The sequence below is a fragment of the uncultured Sphingomonas sp. genome (genome assembly GCF_964244235.1).
Taxonomy (GTDB): Bacteria; Pseudomonadota; Alphaproteobacteria; order Sphingomonadales; family Sphingomonadaceae; genus Sphingomonas.
This window is the reverse complement of record NZ_CAXTII010000004.1, coordinates 20,419-34,664: the sequence shown is the minus strand read 5'-3', so window position 1 is coordinate 34,664 and position 14,246 is coordinate 20,419. Positions and strand designations below refer to the sequence as shown.

Annotated in this window: 9 protein-coding genes, 1 other RNA gene and 1 pseudogene; 5 read left to right on the top strand and 6 right to left on the bottom strand. The window is 66.6% G+C overall.

Going from position 1 to position 14,246, the window contains the following annotated elements; all coding sequences use genetic code 11:
- Positions 1 to 3: 3 nt before the first annotated feature.
- A complete protein-coding gene (locus ACFE7D_RS01540) occupies positions 4 to 1,353 on the bottom strand; it encodes a DUF3443 family protein (protein WP_375393665.1) in 1,350 nt (449 codons plus the stop codon).
- Positions 1,350 to 1,832 (bottom strand): DUF2844 domain-containing protein, encoded by a 483-nt coding sequence (locus tag ACFE7D_RS01535; RefSeq protein ID WP_375393664.1) that lies wholly within the window; start codon positions 1,830 to 1,832, stop codon positions 1,350 to 1,352. The genes ACFE7D_RS01540 and ACFE7D_RS01535 overlap by 4 nt, the downstream gene beginning before the upstream one ends.
- Before the next feature lie 422 nt (positions 1,833 to 2,254).
- On the opposite strand from ACFE7D_RS01535, the gene ACFE7D_RS01530 reads away from it, so the two are divergent.
- Both ACFE7D_RS01530 and ACFE7D_RS01525 read left to right on the top strand, forming a co-directional pair.
- Complete coding sequence (locus tag ACFE7D_RS01530) at positions 2,255 to 3,973, top strand: DUF1800 family protein (RefSeq protein ID WP_375393663.1); 1,719 nt, start codon at positions 2,255 to 2,257, stop codon at positions 3,971 to 3,973.
- A 1-nt stretch (position 3,974) separates the two neighbouring features.
- Positions 3,975 to 5,360 carry a DUF1501 domain-containing protein gene (locus ACFE7D_RS01525; protein ID WP_375393662.1) on the top strand — a complete coding sequence of 462 codons (1,386 nt, stop codon included), beginning with the start codon at positions 3,975 to 3,977 and terminating at the stop codon, positions 5,358 to 5,360.
- Between the two features lie 127 nt (positions 5,361 to 5,487).
- Here ACFE7D_RS01525 and ACFE7D_RS01520 read toward each other — a convergent pair whose 3' ends face one another.
- A complete protein-coding gene (locus ACFE7D_RS01520; protein ID WP_375393661.1) occupies positions 5,488 to 7,788 on the bottom strand; it encodes an FdhF/YdeP family oxidoreductase in 2,301 nt (766 codons plus the stop codon).
- A 79-nt stretch (positions 7,789 to 7,867) separates the two neighbouring features.
- Here ACFE7D_RS01520 and ssrA point away from each other — a divergent pair.
- Positions 7,868 to 8,190, top strand: a transfer-messenger RNA (tmRNA) gene (ssrA, locus tag ACFE7D_RS01515).
- Positions 8,191 to 8,256: 66 nt separating this feature from the next.
- On the opposite strand, the pseudogene ACFE7D_RS01510 reads toward ssrA, so the two are convergent.
- Positions 8,257 to 9,075: pseudogene (locus tag ACFE7D_RS01510) on the bottom strand (LysR substrate-binding domain-containing protein); the annotation flags it as partial.
- A 204-nt stretch (positions 9,076 to 9,279) separates the two neighbouring features.
- On the opposite strand from ACFE7D_RS01510, the gene katG reads away from it, so the two are divergent.
- Positions 9,280 to 11,487, top strand: coding sequence for a catalase/peroxidase HPI (gene katG, locus ACFE7D_RS01505; RefSeq protein WP_375393660.1), 2,208 nt, complete (start codon positions 9,280 to 9,282; stop codon positions 11,485 to 11,487).
- 155 nt (positions 11,488 to 11,642) lie between these two features.
- The gene (locus ACFE7D_RS01500; protein WP_375393659.1) at positions 11,643 to 13,040 is read left to right on the top strand and encodes a hypothetical protein; all 1,398 of its coding nucleotides are present in this window, start codon (positions 11,643 to 11,645) and stop codon (positions 13,038 to 13,040) included.
- Here the strand turns inward: ACFE7D_RS01500 and ACFE7D_RS01495 are convergent.
- The gene (locus ACFE7D_RS01495; protein WP_375393658.1) at positions 13,030 to 13,560 is read right to left on the bottom strand and encodes a GNAT family N-acetyltransferase; all 531 of its coding nucleotides are present in this window, start codon (positions 13,558 to 13,560) and stop codon (positions 13,030 to 13,032) included. The genes ACFE7D_RS01500 and ACFE7D_RS01495 overlap by 11 nt on opposite strands.
- Positions 13,557 to 14,165, bottom strand: a complete 609-nt coding sequence (locus ACFE7D_RS01490; protein WP_375393657.1) for a 4'-phosphopantetheinyl transferase superfamily protein — start codon at positions 14,163 to 14,165, stop codon at positions 13,557 to 13,559. Before ACFE7D_RS01490 ends, ACFE7D_RS01495 begins: the two co-directional genes overlap by 4 nt.
- Between the last annotated feature and the right edge of the window lie 81 nt (positions 14,166 to 14,246).

The window sequence follows — 14,246 nt, the reverse complement described above, 5'->3', positions numbered from 1 at the left end:
CGGCTAGAACGCGACGTACGGCCCCACGGTGGTGCCGGTGGTTCGCCCCTCGATCGCGGTATAGACGGTCTTGCCGAAGAAGAACGGCACCCCGAAATCAAAACTGTTGGCAAAGGGCAATGGCGGTTTCACGAGCGTCGGGTTGACGCCGAGCCCGGGCGCGACGTTGACCGATGCGAGCAGGGTCAGCGGCGTGTACAGCGTGAACGCACCGCTCGCCGTCGCGCCGCTGGTCGCGGTCAGCACCGGCGACAACAGCATCGGGGAAGGCGGACAATAATAGGCGATCAGGTCGGTGCGCGTGCAGGGATTGAGCGTCGTGTCGATGAAATAATAATCGTTGCTGCCGCTGTCGAGAAAGCTCTGCGTCAGCGCCTTCCCGTTGTACGTCGCGGTGAGAAGGCCGGCACCCAGGCGACTGGCCGATGTCGTCAGCGGCAACAGATTGGCAGCGCCGAGCATGTTGTTCGTCTGCGTGCCGATCCCGAACGTCACCGTACCCGTCAGCGTCGCGACCCCGGCTTGCGGGACCGCGGGTAGCGACAGGATCGTCCCGTTATTGTCTGCCGCGAACGCGGCGACCGGATTGGGCAGTTGCTCGAACGCGCCGGCGGCCAGCGCGGCGCGCGCGATGATGCTACTGCAGCCGCTGGCCGGGCAATCATAATAAATCGCGCCCGACGATCCTCCTGCGACCGTGCAGAAGGAGCCGCAATCGGTGGTCGTCGTGCCGATCCCGATGATCCCGTTCGCGCCGAAATCCTGCACCGAGGAGATCACGGAACCGCCGCCCGACGAGCAACTGGCCGGGGCGGTCGCGAAGGTACCCGCGTCGCCGATCGCCTGGAACGGCATGTTGGCGACATTTTCACCGGCGATCGAGAAATCGGCCTTGCGGACCGACCCGAACGCGTAGGAATTGACGTATTGATAGCATTCGCCAACCGGGTTCGCCGCCGGGTCGGTCTCGGTCGGCAGCGCGGCGAGCAGGCTCGGGTTCAGCGCCGGCTGGATCAGCCGCAAGCCGACGGATCCGGTATCGAGGATGATATGGTCGATCGTCTGGCAATTGGCGGTCGATCCCGGCGCGCAGATCGTGATCGTGACATAGGGTTCGTTGAACGCGCTATACCCGTTGGTGCCAACCTGAAGCGCGGCGGGGCCCGCGTCGAACACTATCGTTGCGATGTTGGTCGGCGCAACCGGGGTCGGCGTGGGAGTGGGCGTGGGCGTGGGCGTGGGCGTGGGCGTCGGTGTTGTCGCGACGACGGCGACAGGCGTGCTCGACGAATCGCCGCCGCAGCCGACGAGCGCGAGCACGACCAGCAACGCAGCCAGGGGGCGGCAGTTCATGGCTGCACCGGGAGGTCGGCGGTCGAGAAGCCGGCGGGGGCGAGCGACGGGATGTAGGCGACGCCGTGGAACCAGCCCATATGACCCGCGGTCTGGATCTGGAGATCGGCCTGATCGACCTGGGCGGGACGGCGCAGCGCATGGCGCGCGCGACCGATCCCGCCACCGGCGGATGCCTGATACGGGCCAAAATATTTGCCGAGCACGGTGCGCAGATCGGGCTTGCCTGGTCCCGACCAGGTCACGGCGAACACCTGACCCGACGCATTGGAGAATTCGTGGACAAGCCCGCCATTACCGCGCGTCAGGTCGTGCCGCGCATAGCCACGCATCGACAGCGAGGCCATTCGGGCCCCCATCCTGCCGCCATCGACCTTAACGCTGGAGACGGGGCCGCCAAGCTCGGCATGCGCGCCGTTTGCGAGGAGCAGGATGGCGGCGATCGAGAGAACCGCCCTTTGGATGGGGACTGAAGACACGTCGGACGAACTTTCCGTGGCGAGGATCCGGATACGCAGGTCGCCCCCGACGAACGCTGATGCAAGACTATCGGCGGGGGATAGGGTGTCAAGCGCAACAGCACCGATATCGGGCGGACCGGAACCGGCCTGCGGATCCTGTGAGGCCCGATCCGCTGGCGATCTTCGCCCCGCCGCTATGGTGACATCGTCGCGGTCGATGCCGATCTGCTTGTCGATGTCCGCGCGTTGCGAAAGCCAGTGTTCGCGACGGGGGCGGGCTGGCGGAACGGAAATAGGGCGGGTGGCAAGCCAGACTAAGCTTGAGGCCTGCGTAACCATATTGTCGCTATTCCACTCGGCGCAAACGATATTCTATTGGTCGCGAATGCTTTACAGCCGTCAGCCTTATCGGCATTGTACCCGTAACGGGGGGGCGCGCGATGATTGATCGTATCGGTACGATGGCGGCACGCGATGATGGGTTCGACATAGAACCGGCATTCGACCCCGAATCGGTCGGTCCCGACGGCCTCGCGGCGCTGAAGACAATCGGCGCGCTGTCGCCCGCGCTGGCACTGGCTGCCTGTGGTGGCGGCGATGCCGCGCCGGCGGCGGGCGCGCCCGTCACGGTCGTGACCACGGTCGCGCTCACTCCCGCGCAAGCCGGCCGCTTCCTCGGCCATTCGACGATGGGCGGCACCCGCGCGATGGTGAACAGCGTCGTCTCCACCGGCTACGACGCGTGGATCACGGCGCAGTTCGCGACCGCGCGCACCACGACGCATTGGGACTGGCTGGTCGCGAACGGCTATAACGCCGCCGCGAACGTCAACAGCGAGGCCGGCTTCGACGCGACGATGTGGCGCGGCATGATCTCGGATCCCGATCAACTCCGCCAGCGCGTCGGGATGGCGCTGCTCGACATGCTCGTCGTCGGGATCGATGGGGTGAACACGAACTGGCGGGCGTTCGCCGCCGCCGCCTATGTTGACGTGCTGCTCGACAATGCGTTCACCAACTACCGCCAGATCATGGGCGCGATCACGACCAATGCGGCGATGGGGTCGTTCCTGACCTTTCTGAACAACCGCAAGGCGAATGCCGCGACCGGATCGCAGCCCGACGAGAATTACGCGCGCGAGCTGATGCAGCTGTTCACGCTGGGGCTGTACCAGCTCAACATGGACGGCAGTCAGGTTATGTCCGGCGGCACGCCGGTGGCCACCTATTCGCAGGCGGATGTCTCGGGACTGGCGCGCGTGTTCACCGGACTGTCGCTCGCCGCGGGCGGTACGACGACACCCGATGTCTACCGGGCACCGCTCGTCGTGAACGCGTCGATCAACGAGACGGGCAGCGCCGGCTTTCTCGGCACGACGGTGACCGGGGGCGGGATGGCGGCGGTCAATTCGGCGCTTGATGCGATCTTTGCGCATGCCGACCTGCCGCCCTTCGTTTCGAAGCAGCTCATCCAGCGGATGGTCACCAGCAACCCGTCCGCAGCCTATATCGGCCGCGTGGCGGCAGTGTTCGCCAATAACGGCAAGGGCGTTCGCGGCGACATGCAGGCGGTGGTCCGCGCGATCCTGCTGGATACCGAGGCGACCGGCGACGCATCGCTTGCCGCCACCTCGTCCGGCAAGCTGCGCGAACCGGTCCTGCGGCTGACCAACTGGGCGCGTGCCTACAACGTCGCCTCGCCGTCCGCCGCCTGGGCGATCGGCGACACGTCGAGCACCACGTCCCGGCTCGGGCAGTCGATGGGACGAAGCCAGACGGTCTTCAACTGGTTCAGGCCCGGCTACACGCCGCCGGACACCGCGATCGCCGCCGCCGGACTCGTCGCACCCGAATTCCAGATCACCAACGAACAATCCGTCGTCGCCTATGTCAATTTCATGCAAGGACTGGTGGCGAACGGCATCGGCGACGTGAAGGCCGACTATACCGACATCCTGACGAAGGCCGCGGACAGCGCGTCGCTGGTGGACGAGGTCAATACCGTGCTCGCCGCGGGGCAATTGTCCGCGGCGACCGTCGCGTCGATCAAGGCCGCGGTCGACAGCATTTCCGCCACCGCGACCACGGGGCCTGCATCGCGGGTGCAGGTCGCGATCCTCCTGACGCTCGCGTCGCCCGATTATCTGACGGTGAAGTGATATGAGCCGCTTCGACAACGACCAGTCGCGCCGCGCCTTCCTCCGCCGGTCCGCGCAACTGGGGCTGGCGGGGGTCGCCGCACCGTTCGTGACCAGCCTTGGCGCGATCGGCGAAGCCGCGGCGGCCACCGCGAGCGACTACAAGGCGCTGGTCTGCATCTTCCTGTACGGCGGCAACGACTATGCGAACACGCTGCCGCCCTACGACCAGGCGAGCTACAATCTGTACCAGGCGCAGCGATCGAACATCGCGCTGAGCCGCGACGCGCTGGCGGCGACGGCGCTGTCCCCCACGAACAGCCTGGGTGGCCGGCAATATGCGCTGGCCCCGGCGATGGCGTCGCTGATGCCGGTCTTCAATGCGGGCAAGATGGCCGCGGTGCTGAACGTCGGCACGCTCGTCCAGCCGACCACCAAGGCGCAATATGGCGCAAATTCGGTGCCGCTGCCGCCGAAGCTGTTCAGCCACAACGACCAGCAAAGCTATTTCCAGGCGTCCAGCCCGGAGGGCGCGACATCGGGCTGGGGCGGCCGGATCGGCGATCTGTTCGAAAGCGGCAATGGCACCGCGACGCTGACGTGCATCAATGCCAGCGGCAACGCGGTGTACCTGGCGGGAAAACAGGCGATCCAATATGCGATCGGCACCGGTGGTCCGACCGCGCTGATCAACAACGCGACGACCTTGTACGGCTCGTCCACCGCGGCGTCGACGCTGCGATCACTGATGACCGCGCCGTCCGGCAACCTCTTTGCCGACGAACATGGCAAGGTCAGCGCGCGGGCGCTCAACCTCTATTCGCAGGTGTCGGGTGCGCTGGCGGGCGCGCCGGCGGCGAACTTCCCGTTGTTTTCCGCGGCCAATCCGCTGGCGGCACAGCTCAGGATCGTGGCGCAGATGATTTCCGTATCACAGGCGCTGAGCGCCAAGCGGCAGGTGTTCTTCGTCGCGCTTGGCGGCTTCGACATGCACGAGAACCTGGCAGCGGCGCATCCGGTGCAGATCGGGCTGGTCGCTGACGCGATGCGGGCGTTCTACGACACCACCAATAATCTTGGCGTGGCGGACAAGGTCACCGCCTTCACCGCCAGCGATTTCGGGCGGACTTTGGTGTCGAACACCAGCGGTGCGGATCATGGCTGGGGGTCGATGCACTTCGTCATGGGCGGCGCGGTGAAGGGACAGAAGATCTACGGCACCCCGCCCGCGATCGGCAACGGGACCGGCGACGATGTCGGGCAGGGACGGCTGCTGCCGTCGATCTCGGTGGACCAATATGCATCGACGCTGGCCAGCTGGTTCGGGGTGTCGGCCAGCGACATGACGACGGTGCTGCCGAACATGGGGAACTACAACCCGTCGAGCTGGAATCTGGGTTTCGTGTAACTTCTCCCCCTCCCGCGAGCGGGAGGGGGTTGGGGGGTGGGCGGTCGCTGTCAACGAGCCTCGTCGCGGGGGGAGGGCGAGTGCCCACCCCCGACCCCTCCCGTAAACGGGAGGGGAGCAGAAAAGGCTAAGCGCTCACCAAATCGTCCCCCACCACCCGCACCGGCACCGATTTCGACGCCGGCGTCTTCGACAATTCATCATGGTGGCCGATCGCGATCAGCACGTTGCACTCCGGATAATATCCCGCGACCGTGCCCGCGGGGATGGCGTAGGCGGTCAGCGTCAGCCCGCCCAGCTGGCGATCGACGCCGTCCTCCGCATCGCCGACCAGCCGGACCGTCTGGCCGTTCACGAACCCCGCCGCCGCGATGTCGTCGGGGTTCATCAGCAGCACGTCGCGCGTCCCCTCGATCCCGCGGAACCGGTCCGAATAGCCGTAGATCGTGGTGTTGAACTGATCGTTCGACCGCATCGTGATCAGCCGGAACCGCCCCGGCGCGTCCGCAAACCCGGTTGCGTTCAGCGCGTCGGTCGTCGTGAAGACCGCCTTGCCGGACTCCGTCTTCCAGATCCGCTGGTGCGCGCCGTTGCCGCGATGGAAGCCGCCCGCCTGGTACATGCGCTTGTTGTAGTCGTGGAAATCCTCGGGGTATGTCTGCTCGATCAGGTCGCGGACCAGGCCGTAATCGGCAATCCATTCGTCCCATTTCAGCCTGGGGTTGGGCGCGAGCGTCGCCTTGGCGATCCCCGTCACGATCGCCAGTTCGCTCCTCGCCTCGGGCGACACCGGCTTGCGGTGGCCGATCGATCCGTTGATCATCGAGAAGCTGTCCTCGGTCGTCACGGTCTGGATGCCGCCCGCCTGCTGGTCGGTCTCGTACCGGCCGGTGCACGGCAGGATATAGGCCTGCTTGCCGGGGAACAGGTGGCTGCGGTTGACCTTGGTCGATACCATCACCGTCAGGTCCTGCGTCGCCCACGCCGCCTCCAGCTTCGCCTGATCCGGAATCGCGCGCAGCAGGTTGCCGCCCAGGCAGATGAACGCGCGGACCTTCCCCGCGAACAACGCCTCGGTCGCCTCGACGATGTTGTAGCCGTCGTCACGCGGCGCAGTGATCCCGAACAGTTCGTCGATCGTGTCGAGCGGCACCAGATGCGCCTTCTCGGCGATCCCGACGGTACGCTGTCCCTGCACGTTGCTGTGGCCGCGGACCGGGCAGCACCCCGCACCGGGCTTGCCGATATTCCCGCGCAGCAGCAGCAGGTTGACCAGCATCGCGATGTTGACCGATCCGTGCGCGTGCTGGGTCAGCCCCATGCCGTAGACGCCGATCACCTTCTCCGCGGCGATATAGACCGCCGCGGCGTCGCGGATCGCCGCTTCGCTGAGGCCGCTCTCGCGCTCGATGTCGGACCAGCGGGCGGCGCGGCAGGAAGCGATGAATTCGTCGAACCCGGTGGTGTGCTGCTTCACGAACGGGTGATCGATGACCTCGGCCTTGCCCGCCGCGCGCGCCGCGTCGTCCGCCTCGACCACGCATTTGCACATGCCGAGCATCGCCGCGATGTCGCCGCCCGCCTGCAGCTGGTGATATTGGTCGGAGATCTTGGTCTCCTTGCCCGTCAGCATCCCGACCGGGCTCTGCGGATCGACGAAGGACACGAGCCCCTGTTCGAGGATCGGGTTGAATGTGATGATCTTCGCACCGCGATCCTTCGCCTCCTTCAGCGGATGCAGGAAGCGCGGGCTGTTCGTGCCCGGGTTCTGCCCGAAGAAGAAGAACGCATCGGCCTGTTCCAGATCAGCCCAGACAATGGTGCCGACCGGCGATCCGATCACCTTGGTCAGCCCGACCGAGGTCGTCTCGTGGCACATGTTCGAACTTTGCGGCAGGTTGTTCGTCCCGAACGCCCGTGCGAGCAGCGCATAGAGATAGGACGCCTCCAGCGCGGCATGACCCGATGCGTAGAACACCGCCTCGTCCGGATGCAGCGGCTTCAGCGCCGCGGCGATCCCCGCGAACGCCTCGTCCCAGCTGACCTCGACATAGCGATCGGTCGCCGCGTCGTAGCGCATCGGGCGCGTCAGCCGCCCCGTCATCTCCAGGTCATGGTCTTTCCAGGCGCGAAGCGCGGTGACGCTGTGCGCGGGATGCGCCCAGAATTCAGGCTTGCACCGCGTGCCGGTCAATTCCCACAACGTCGCCTTCGCGCCGTTTTCGCAGAATTCGAACGCCGAATAATTGGCGGGCTTGGGCCAGGCGCAGGATACGCACATCACGCCCCTGGGCTTGTTGAGCTTGCCGAGCGTCGCGAGCGATGCCGGTCCGTTCCAGGTTTCGCCGAAGACGCTGGCGATCCCCTTGAGCGATCCCCAGCCGCCCGCCGGCCCCGGGGAATGCGGCAGGTCGCGAGTGTCGGTCATGCGATCGCTTTCTTTCGTTCGGATACCGTCAGTTAGGCCTGTGCCTGGCCATGTGCCACCCCGGCCGGTGCGATTCCACGTGATTGCGCTCTATCGCTCCCGAGCCTATCTACTCTCGCATGATCGTAATTCGGACGATCTGAGTTCGTTTCGGACGCGGGTTCAATACCCGCCGGCTCCACCATGACCGCCGATGGCTTGTCCGACGGCGGTCCCGACGGGGCCGAAATGGGTTCGACGGGGCAGACGAGGTGAAGGACGCGATTCGTTAGGTCGGCCCGTTATGCCGGCAAGCTCGCTAAATGCGAACGACAACGAGCCAGTAATGGCACAGGCACTCGCCGCCTAAACAGCGGTTAGTGACGCGGCACGGGGAGCGCCGGGCAACAGAAGCTCCCCACCCATCACCGCATCGCGAATCGTATCGCTGAGCAGCCGCAGGTCGGCGGCGCGCGCATTGCCCCTGCGCCAGACCAGCGCGATCCGCCGTTCAGCGCTCAGCCCCTCGACCGCGTGGCTGGTGACTCGCGTGCCCGACAGGATGCCGGCCGAAATCGCCATCTCCGGCAGCAGCGTGATGCCAAGCCCGGCATCGACCAGCTGGACCAGCGTGTGCAGCGTCGATGCCACCAGTCGCGCCTCGGTATTGGGTGGCTGCAGCGCGCAGGCCGCCAGCGCATGGTCCTTCAGGCAGTGCCCGTCCTCCAGCAGCAGCAGCCGGGTCGCGTCGATATCGTCGAGCGGGATCGCGACGTTCGACGCATCCTCCGTCGCGCAGACCGCGAGTAGCAACCGGTCGACGCCGATCTCGTAGGCTTCGACATCGCCGCACTCGACTGGCAGCGCTAGCAGTACGCAGTCGATCGTCCCCGCCTGCAGCGCCTCGCACGCCGGCCCCGTCAACATCTCGCGTACGAACAATCGCAGGTTCGGCCAGGCATCCGCGATCGCAGGAAGTATCTGCGGCAGGAGGAACGGTGCGACGGTCGGGATCGCGGCAAGGCGCACCGCCCCGGTCAGTGGCGCGCGCGACCCTTGCGCCGCGGTGCACAGATCCTCCGCCGCCCGGACGATCCCGCGGGCGCGGGCCACCACTTCCTCGCCGACGTTCGTGAAGCGGACGCTGCGTTTCGATCGTTCGACCAACACCGCGCCCAGCAGCCGTTCGAGCTCGGCGATCCCGACGGACAACGTCGATTGCGTCACGAAGCAGGCGGTCGCGGCGCGCCCAAAATGGTGAAGGTCGTGCAGCGCGATCAGATAGGACAATTGTCGCAGTGAGGGCATGTGCGTTGTAATCGGATATTCCAATCACAGAAATCATGTTAACTCATTGGATTGATTTATCGCGCCGTTGCATCGCGGAGTCCAGCAGGAAACCGGCCGATCGCCGCATTACTCCCCCTCGGTACATGGGGCCGATCGCCGGTTTCCTGCGTCGCAGCATTTCACATGGCACCGATATGTCGAGCCATATCTTGGAGAATCCGCATGAACGCCGAAAGCCAGTGCCCGATGAATGGCGGCAAACTCGATGGTGCCGCCGTCCTCTTCGAAATGACGAACCGTTTGTGGTGGCCCAACCAGCTCGACATCTCGGTGCTTCACCAGAACCCGCCGGCAGGCGATCCGATGGACCCGGACTTCGATTATGCCGAAGAGTTCAAGAGCCTCGATCTCGACGCGGTGAAGGCCGACATCTTCGCGCTGATGACCGAATCGCAGGATTGGTGGCCCGCCGATTTCGGCCATTACGGCCCGCTGTTCATCCGCATGGCGTGGCACGCTGCGGGTACCTATCGCATCGGCGACGGCCGCGGCGGCGCGGGTGCGGGGCAGCAGCGGTTCGCGCCGCTCAATTCCTGGCCGGACAATGCGAACCTCGACAAGGCGCGGATGCTCGTCTGGCCGATCAAGCAGAAGTATGGCCGCAAGCTCAGCTGGGCCGATCTGCTGGTGCTGACGGGCAATTGCGCGCTCGAATCGATGGGCTTCGAGACTGCGGGCTTCGCGGGCGGCCGGGTCGACGTCTGGGAACCGGCGACCGACGTCAACTGGGGCGCGGAGCGCGAGTGGCTGGCGGACAATCGCTACAGCGGCGACCGCGACCTCGCACACCCCCTGGCCGCGGTGCAGATGGGGCTCATCTACGTCAATCCGGAAGGGCCGAACGGCAATCCGGACCCGTTGAAATCCGCGCACGACATTCGCGAGACCTTCGGCCGCATGGCGATGAACGACGAGGAGACCGTGGCACTGATCGCCGGCGGTCACACCTTCGGCAAGACGCACGGTGCGGCGGTGCCCGACCAGTATGTGGGGGCGGAGCCGGAGGGTGCGGGGATCGAGATGCAGGCGCTCGGCTGGGCGAACAGCTTCGGCACCGGCAATGCCGGCGACACGATCACCAGCGGACTCGAGGTCACCTGGACGCAGGAGCCGACCAGGTGGACCAACCTGTATTTCAAGAACCTGTTCGAGCATGAGTGGGAACTGACGACCAGCCCCGCTGGTGCCAAGCAGTGGATCGCCAAGGATGCGGCCGAGGACGTGCCCGACGCGCATGATCCGTCGAAGAAGCGTCGCCCGACCATGCTGACGACCGATCTCGCGCTTCGGTTCGACCCCGTCTACGCGCCGATCTCGCGGCGCTTCAAGGACGACCAGGCGGCGTTCGGCAAGGCGTTTGCCGAGGCATGGTACAAGCTGACCCACCGCGACATGGGTCCGCATTCGCTGCTGCTCGGCAAGGAAGTTCCGGCCGAGCCGCGCATCTGGCAGGATCCGGTGCCCGCCGCCGAGCATCCCCCGATCGGTGACGCGCACATCGCCGAGCTGAAGGCGACGATCCTGGCATCGGGCCTGTCGATCGCGCGGCTGGTCTCGACCGCATGGGCATCCGCCTCGACCTTCCGCGGGACGGACAAGCGGGGCGGTGCGAACGGCGCGCGTATCCGCCTGGCGCCGCAGAAGGATTGGGCGGTCAACGAGCCGGCCGAGCTTGCAAGGGCCCTGACGGTGTTCGAAGGCATCCAGCGCGATTTCAACGCCGGCGGCGGGTATGTCTCGCTGGCTGACCTGATCATACTGGGTGGCGTCGCGGCGATCGAGGATGCGGCGAAGAAGGCGGGTCACGACGTGACCGTGCCGTTCACGCCGGGTCGTACCGACGCCACGGAGGAGCAGACGGACGCGCATTCCTTCGCGCCGCTGGAGCCGCGGATCGACGCGTTCCGCAACTATGTCGGTGAGACCTCGACCTATTCGGACGAGGAGATGCTGGTCGATCGTGCGCATCTGCTGACGCTGACCGCGCCCGAGATGACCGTCCTGATCGGCGGCCTGCGCGTGCTGGGTGCCAATCATGGCGGGTCCGATCACGGTGTGTTCACCGATGCGCCGGGCACGCTGACCAACGACTTCTTCGCCAATCTGCTGAAGACCAGCTTCACGATGAAGTGGGAAGAGGCGGATGGCGTGTTCGTCGCCAGGGACCGCAGGACGGGCGAGAAGAAGTGGACCGGGACTCGCGTCGATCTGGTCTTCGGATCGAACTCGCAGCTGCGTGCGCTGGCGGAGGCCTATGCGACCGACGACGCGAAGGGCAAGTTCGTGAACGCGTTCGTGGCGGCGTGGACGAAGGTCATGAACCTGGACCGGTTCGACTTGGGCAAGACGGCGGAAGCCGCGGTGGCCTGAATTTCCTAAGTGCTTGAATGGGCCTCCGACCTCCCGGCCGGGGGCCTTTTTTCGTCCCCCCGGGCTTGACCCAGGGCCCCGGCTCGAGGCCTGGGCGACGGTGGATTTCTAACGATCGCAAATCCTCTGGCGATCTCGTGCGAGAGGAAACGGGCATGAAGCGGATCGAACGACATCCGACCGACCGCGCCACGCTCGCGATGACGCTCGTCGCGCTCCTCGGCGCGGCCCTGACCGCCGCCGCCTACTGGCCCGGCCTCATGACCTGGGACTCGATGCGCGAATATCGCGAGGGGTTGAGCGGGGATATCGACGATTGGCACCCGCCGGTGGTCGAATGGGTCTGGGGCCGGTTGGCGCAGATCGTTCCCGGCCCCGCGCCGATGCTGGTGCTGCAACTCGCCTTGTATTGGGGCGGCCTCGTGCTGCTGGCCGTGCAGGTTCGGCGAGCGGGGCGGCCCGAGGTCGGCTGGGGACTGCTGGCCTGCGGGTTCCTGCCGCTGGCGCTCGCGCTGACGGGGGCGATCCTGAAGGACAGCCTGATGGCGGGGGCGTTGCTGGTTGCGACGGGGCTGCTCGCGGTCCGGCTGCGCGGCGGCGGGGGATGGGCGAGCGTGGTCGCCATCGTGCTATTACTGTTCGCCGCGACGCTCCGCTTCAACGCGTTCTGCGCCTGTCTGCCGCTGACGATCGCACTGCTGCCCCGGGCCTGGCGGCGGACCTGGCCGCGGCTGGTCCTGACGGGCATCGTCGCGACCGCCGCGCTGATGGCGGCGATGCCGATCGCCAACCGGCTGATCGGCGCGAAGCCGAGCGGCGTCGAACTGTCGCTGGTGATCTTCGACCTTGGCGGCATCACCGAACATGGCGGCGGCGACGTGTTCCCGCGCCAGCTGGGCGTGGCCGATCCGGTGCGGGTCAACCACCGCTGCTACCGCCCCGACAAATGGGACAGCTATTCCGACTGGGTCGATCCCGTGTGTCCGCTTGGTTACACCGCCTGGAACACGCGCGTCGCGCCGGCTGGGGTGAAGCCCTATCCGTTCTGGCTGCGCGCGGTCGTCGCGCATCCGATCGCCTATGCCGAACATCGCCTGACGCATTTCGCGATCAACACGCGGCTCTTGCCGCTCGCCGATAGCGTGGAACGGCCGGTTCAGGTCGAGGCGCCGCCCAACGACTGGGGCTATCACGTGACGCCGAACCGCGTGCTGCACGCGATCGACGCGCTGACGGTCGCATCGGCGCATACGCCGCTCGGCTGGCCGATCCTGTGGATCGCGCTCGCACTGGGGGCGCTGGTCGCCGGGTGGGGGCGGCAGGAGGCCGGGCTCGTCGTGCCGCTTGCCGTGTCCGCCATCCTCTATGGCTGCGGCTATCTGGTATTCAGCGTCGCGGTCGAGCTGCGCTATCATCTGTGGACCGAACTTGCCGCGCTGCTGGCGACTATGCTCGTGGCGGGCGGATGGCGGCATATACCGCGCCGTCGACTGGTCTTGGCCTATCTGCCCGCCGCGATCGTGCTCGTCGTCGGGACCGCGTTCAGGCTTTAGCCGCCCGCCGCACCGCCTCCGCCAGCGCCGCATCGCGCACCACCCGCAGCGCGTCCGGCGTCGTGGCGGCCAGGTCGTAGCGGAGTTCGTGCATCGTTCCGCCCGATCGATACCCTTGCGGCCACACGCTCGTCAGTTCGAACCCGCAATGCTGGAAGAAGGGCGACACCATCGGCGAGGTATCGACCGTCACGTACCGTGTCGGCGGATCGGCGGAAGTCGCAACGTGGAGAAGCCGTTCGAACAGCAACAGCTTGCCCAGCCCCGCCCCGTGATACCGCCGCGCCGCCATGCCCCAGAACAGCAGCGCCTTGTTGTAGTCGTCCCACACTTCATAGCCGCCGAACGCCGCGGGAAGGCCGTGGACGGTAACGAGCAAGGCAGGACCGTCGAGTTCGTCCAGCGTTTCCGCCAGCCAGGTCCGGTCGCTGGCCGCGAAATAATCGGGCAGGTTGGTGTCGAAGATCGCGAGCACTGCCGCGCGGTCGTCCGCGACATAGGGGCGGACCGCGATCGTCATGTCCACATCGCCACGGTCTCGATCGCGGTCGCCGTCGTCCGCGTCCAGCACCGCGATACGCCCTCGAACGTCGCGGTCGCCTCGACGGGGGTGTCGAGCCGGGTCTCGATCGTTTCGGGACGGATACGCAGCGGGTCGCCGATCAGCTTCGCGTGCGCTTCCTTGATCGTCCAGCGCCGCAGCCAGTCGAGCGGTCGGTCCGCGGGCGCGAGGCGGTCGAGCGCTTCGATTTCGGAGGGTGAAAGCATGTCGCGCAGCGGCGGCGCATCGTCCAGCGGTTCGCGGTCCACCGCGATCGGGCGCCGCGCCGCGCCGATCAGCCAGTCGCCGCCGCGTCCGGACTGGCCGACATACCAGCCTGGAGGTGACACCACGATCAGGGCACCGAGTGCAGTGCGCGACAACCGCACCTCCGCGACCGGCACATTCGCCAGTCTTGCCAGAAGCGCGCGCGCCAGGCGGCGGCGGGCCAACCGCCCGCCGCCATCGTGGCTCTGTGCAGCGTCCGTCAGATCGTCGCGCGTCGCCGGCGTCCCGGCGGGCGCAGACATCGCAGCCGGACTATCCGCCGCCACGCTCCACGCGACTGGGCGATCCTCCGGCATCAGCGCATCCAACGGCCTGTCATGCCACCGTACCCGTTCCCCCGCGAAAGCGGGGGCCCAGGGGCCACGAGCGATATCGCC

Coding starts and splice junctions, on each gene's coding strand:
- ACFE7D_RS01540 (WP_375393665.1), bottom strand. CDS start 1,353: ATGAACTGCCGCCCCCTGGCTGCGTTGCTGGTCGTGCTCGCGCTCGTC.
- ACFE7D_RS01530 (WP_375393663.1), top strand. CDS start 2,255: ATGATTGATCGTATCGGTACGATGGCGGCACGCGATGATGGGTTCGAC.
- ACFE7D_RS01525 (WP_375393662.1), top strand. CDS start 3,975: ATGAGCCGCTTCGACAACGACCAGTCGCGCCGCGCCTTCCTCCGCCGG.
- ACFE7D_RS01520 (WP_375393661.1), bottom strand. CDS start 7,788: ATGACCGACACTCGCGACCTGCCGCATTCCCCGGGGCCGGCGGGCGGC.
- katG (WP_375393660.1), top strand. CDS start 9,280: ATGAACGCCGAAAGCCAGTGCCCGATGAATGGCGGCAAACTCGATGGT.
- ACFE7D_RS01500 (WP_375393659.1), top strand. CDS start 11,643: ATGAAGCGGATCGAACGACATCCGACCGACCGCGCCACGCTCGCGATG.
- ACFE7D_RS01495 (WP_375393658.1), bottom strand. CDS start 13,560: ATGACGATCGCGGTCCGCCCCTATGTCGCGGACGACCGCGCGGCAGTG.
- ACFE7D_RS01490 (WP_375393657.1), bottom strand. CDS start 14,165: ATGCCGGAGGATCGCCCAGTCGCGTGGAGCGTGGCGGCGGATAGTCCG.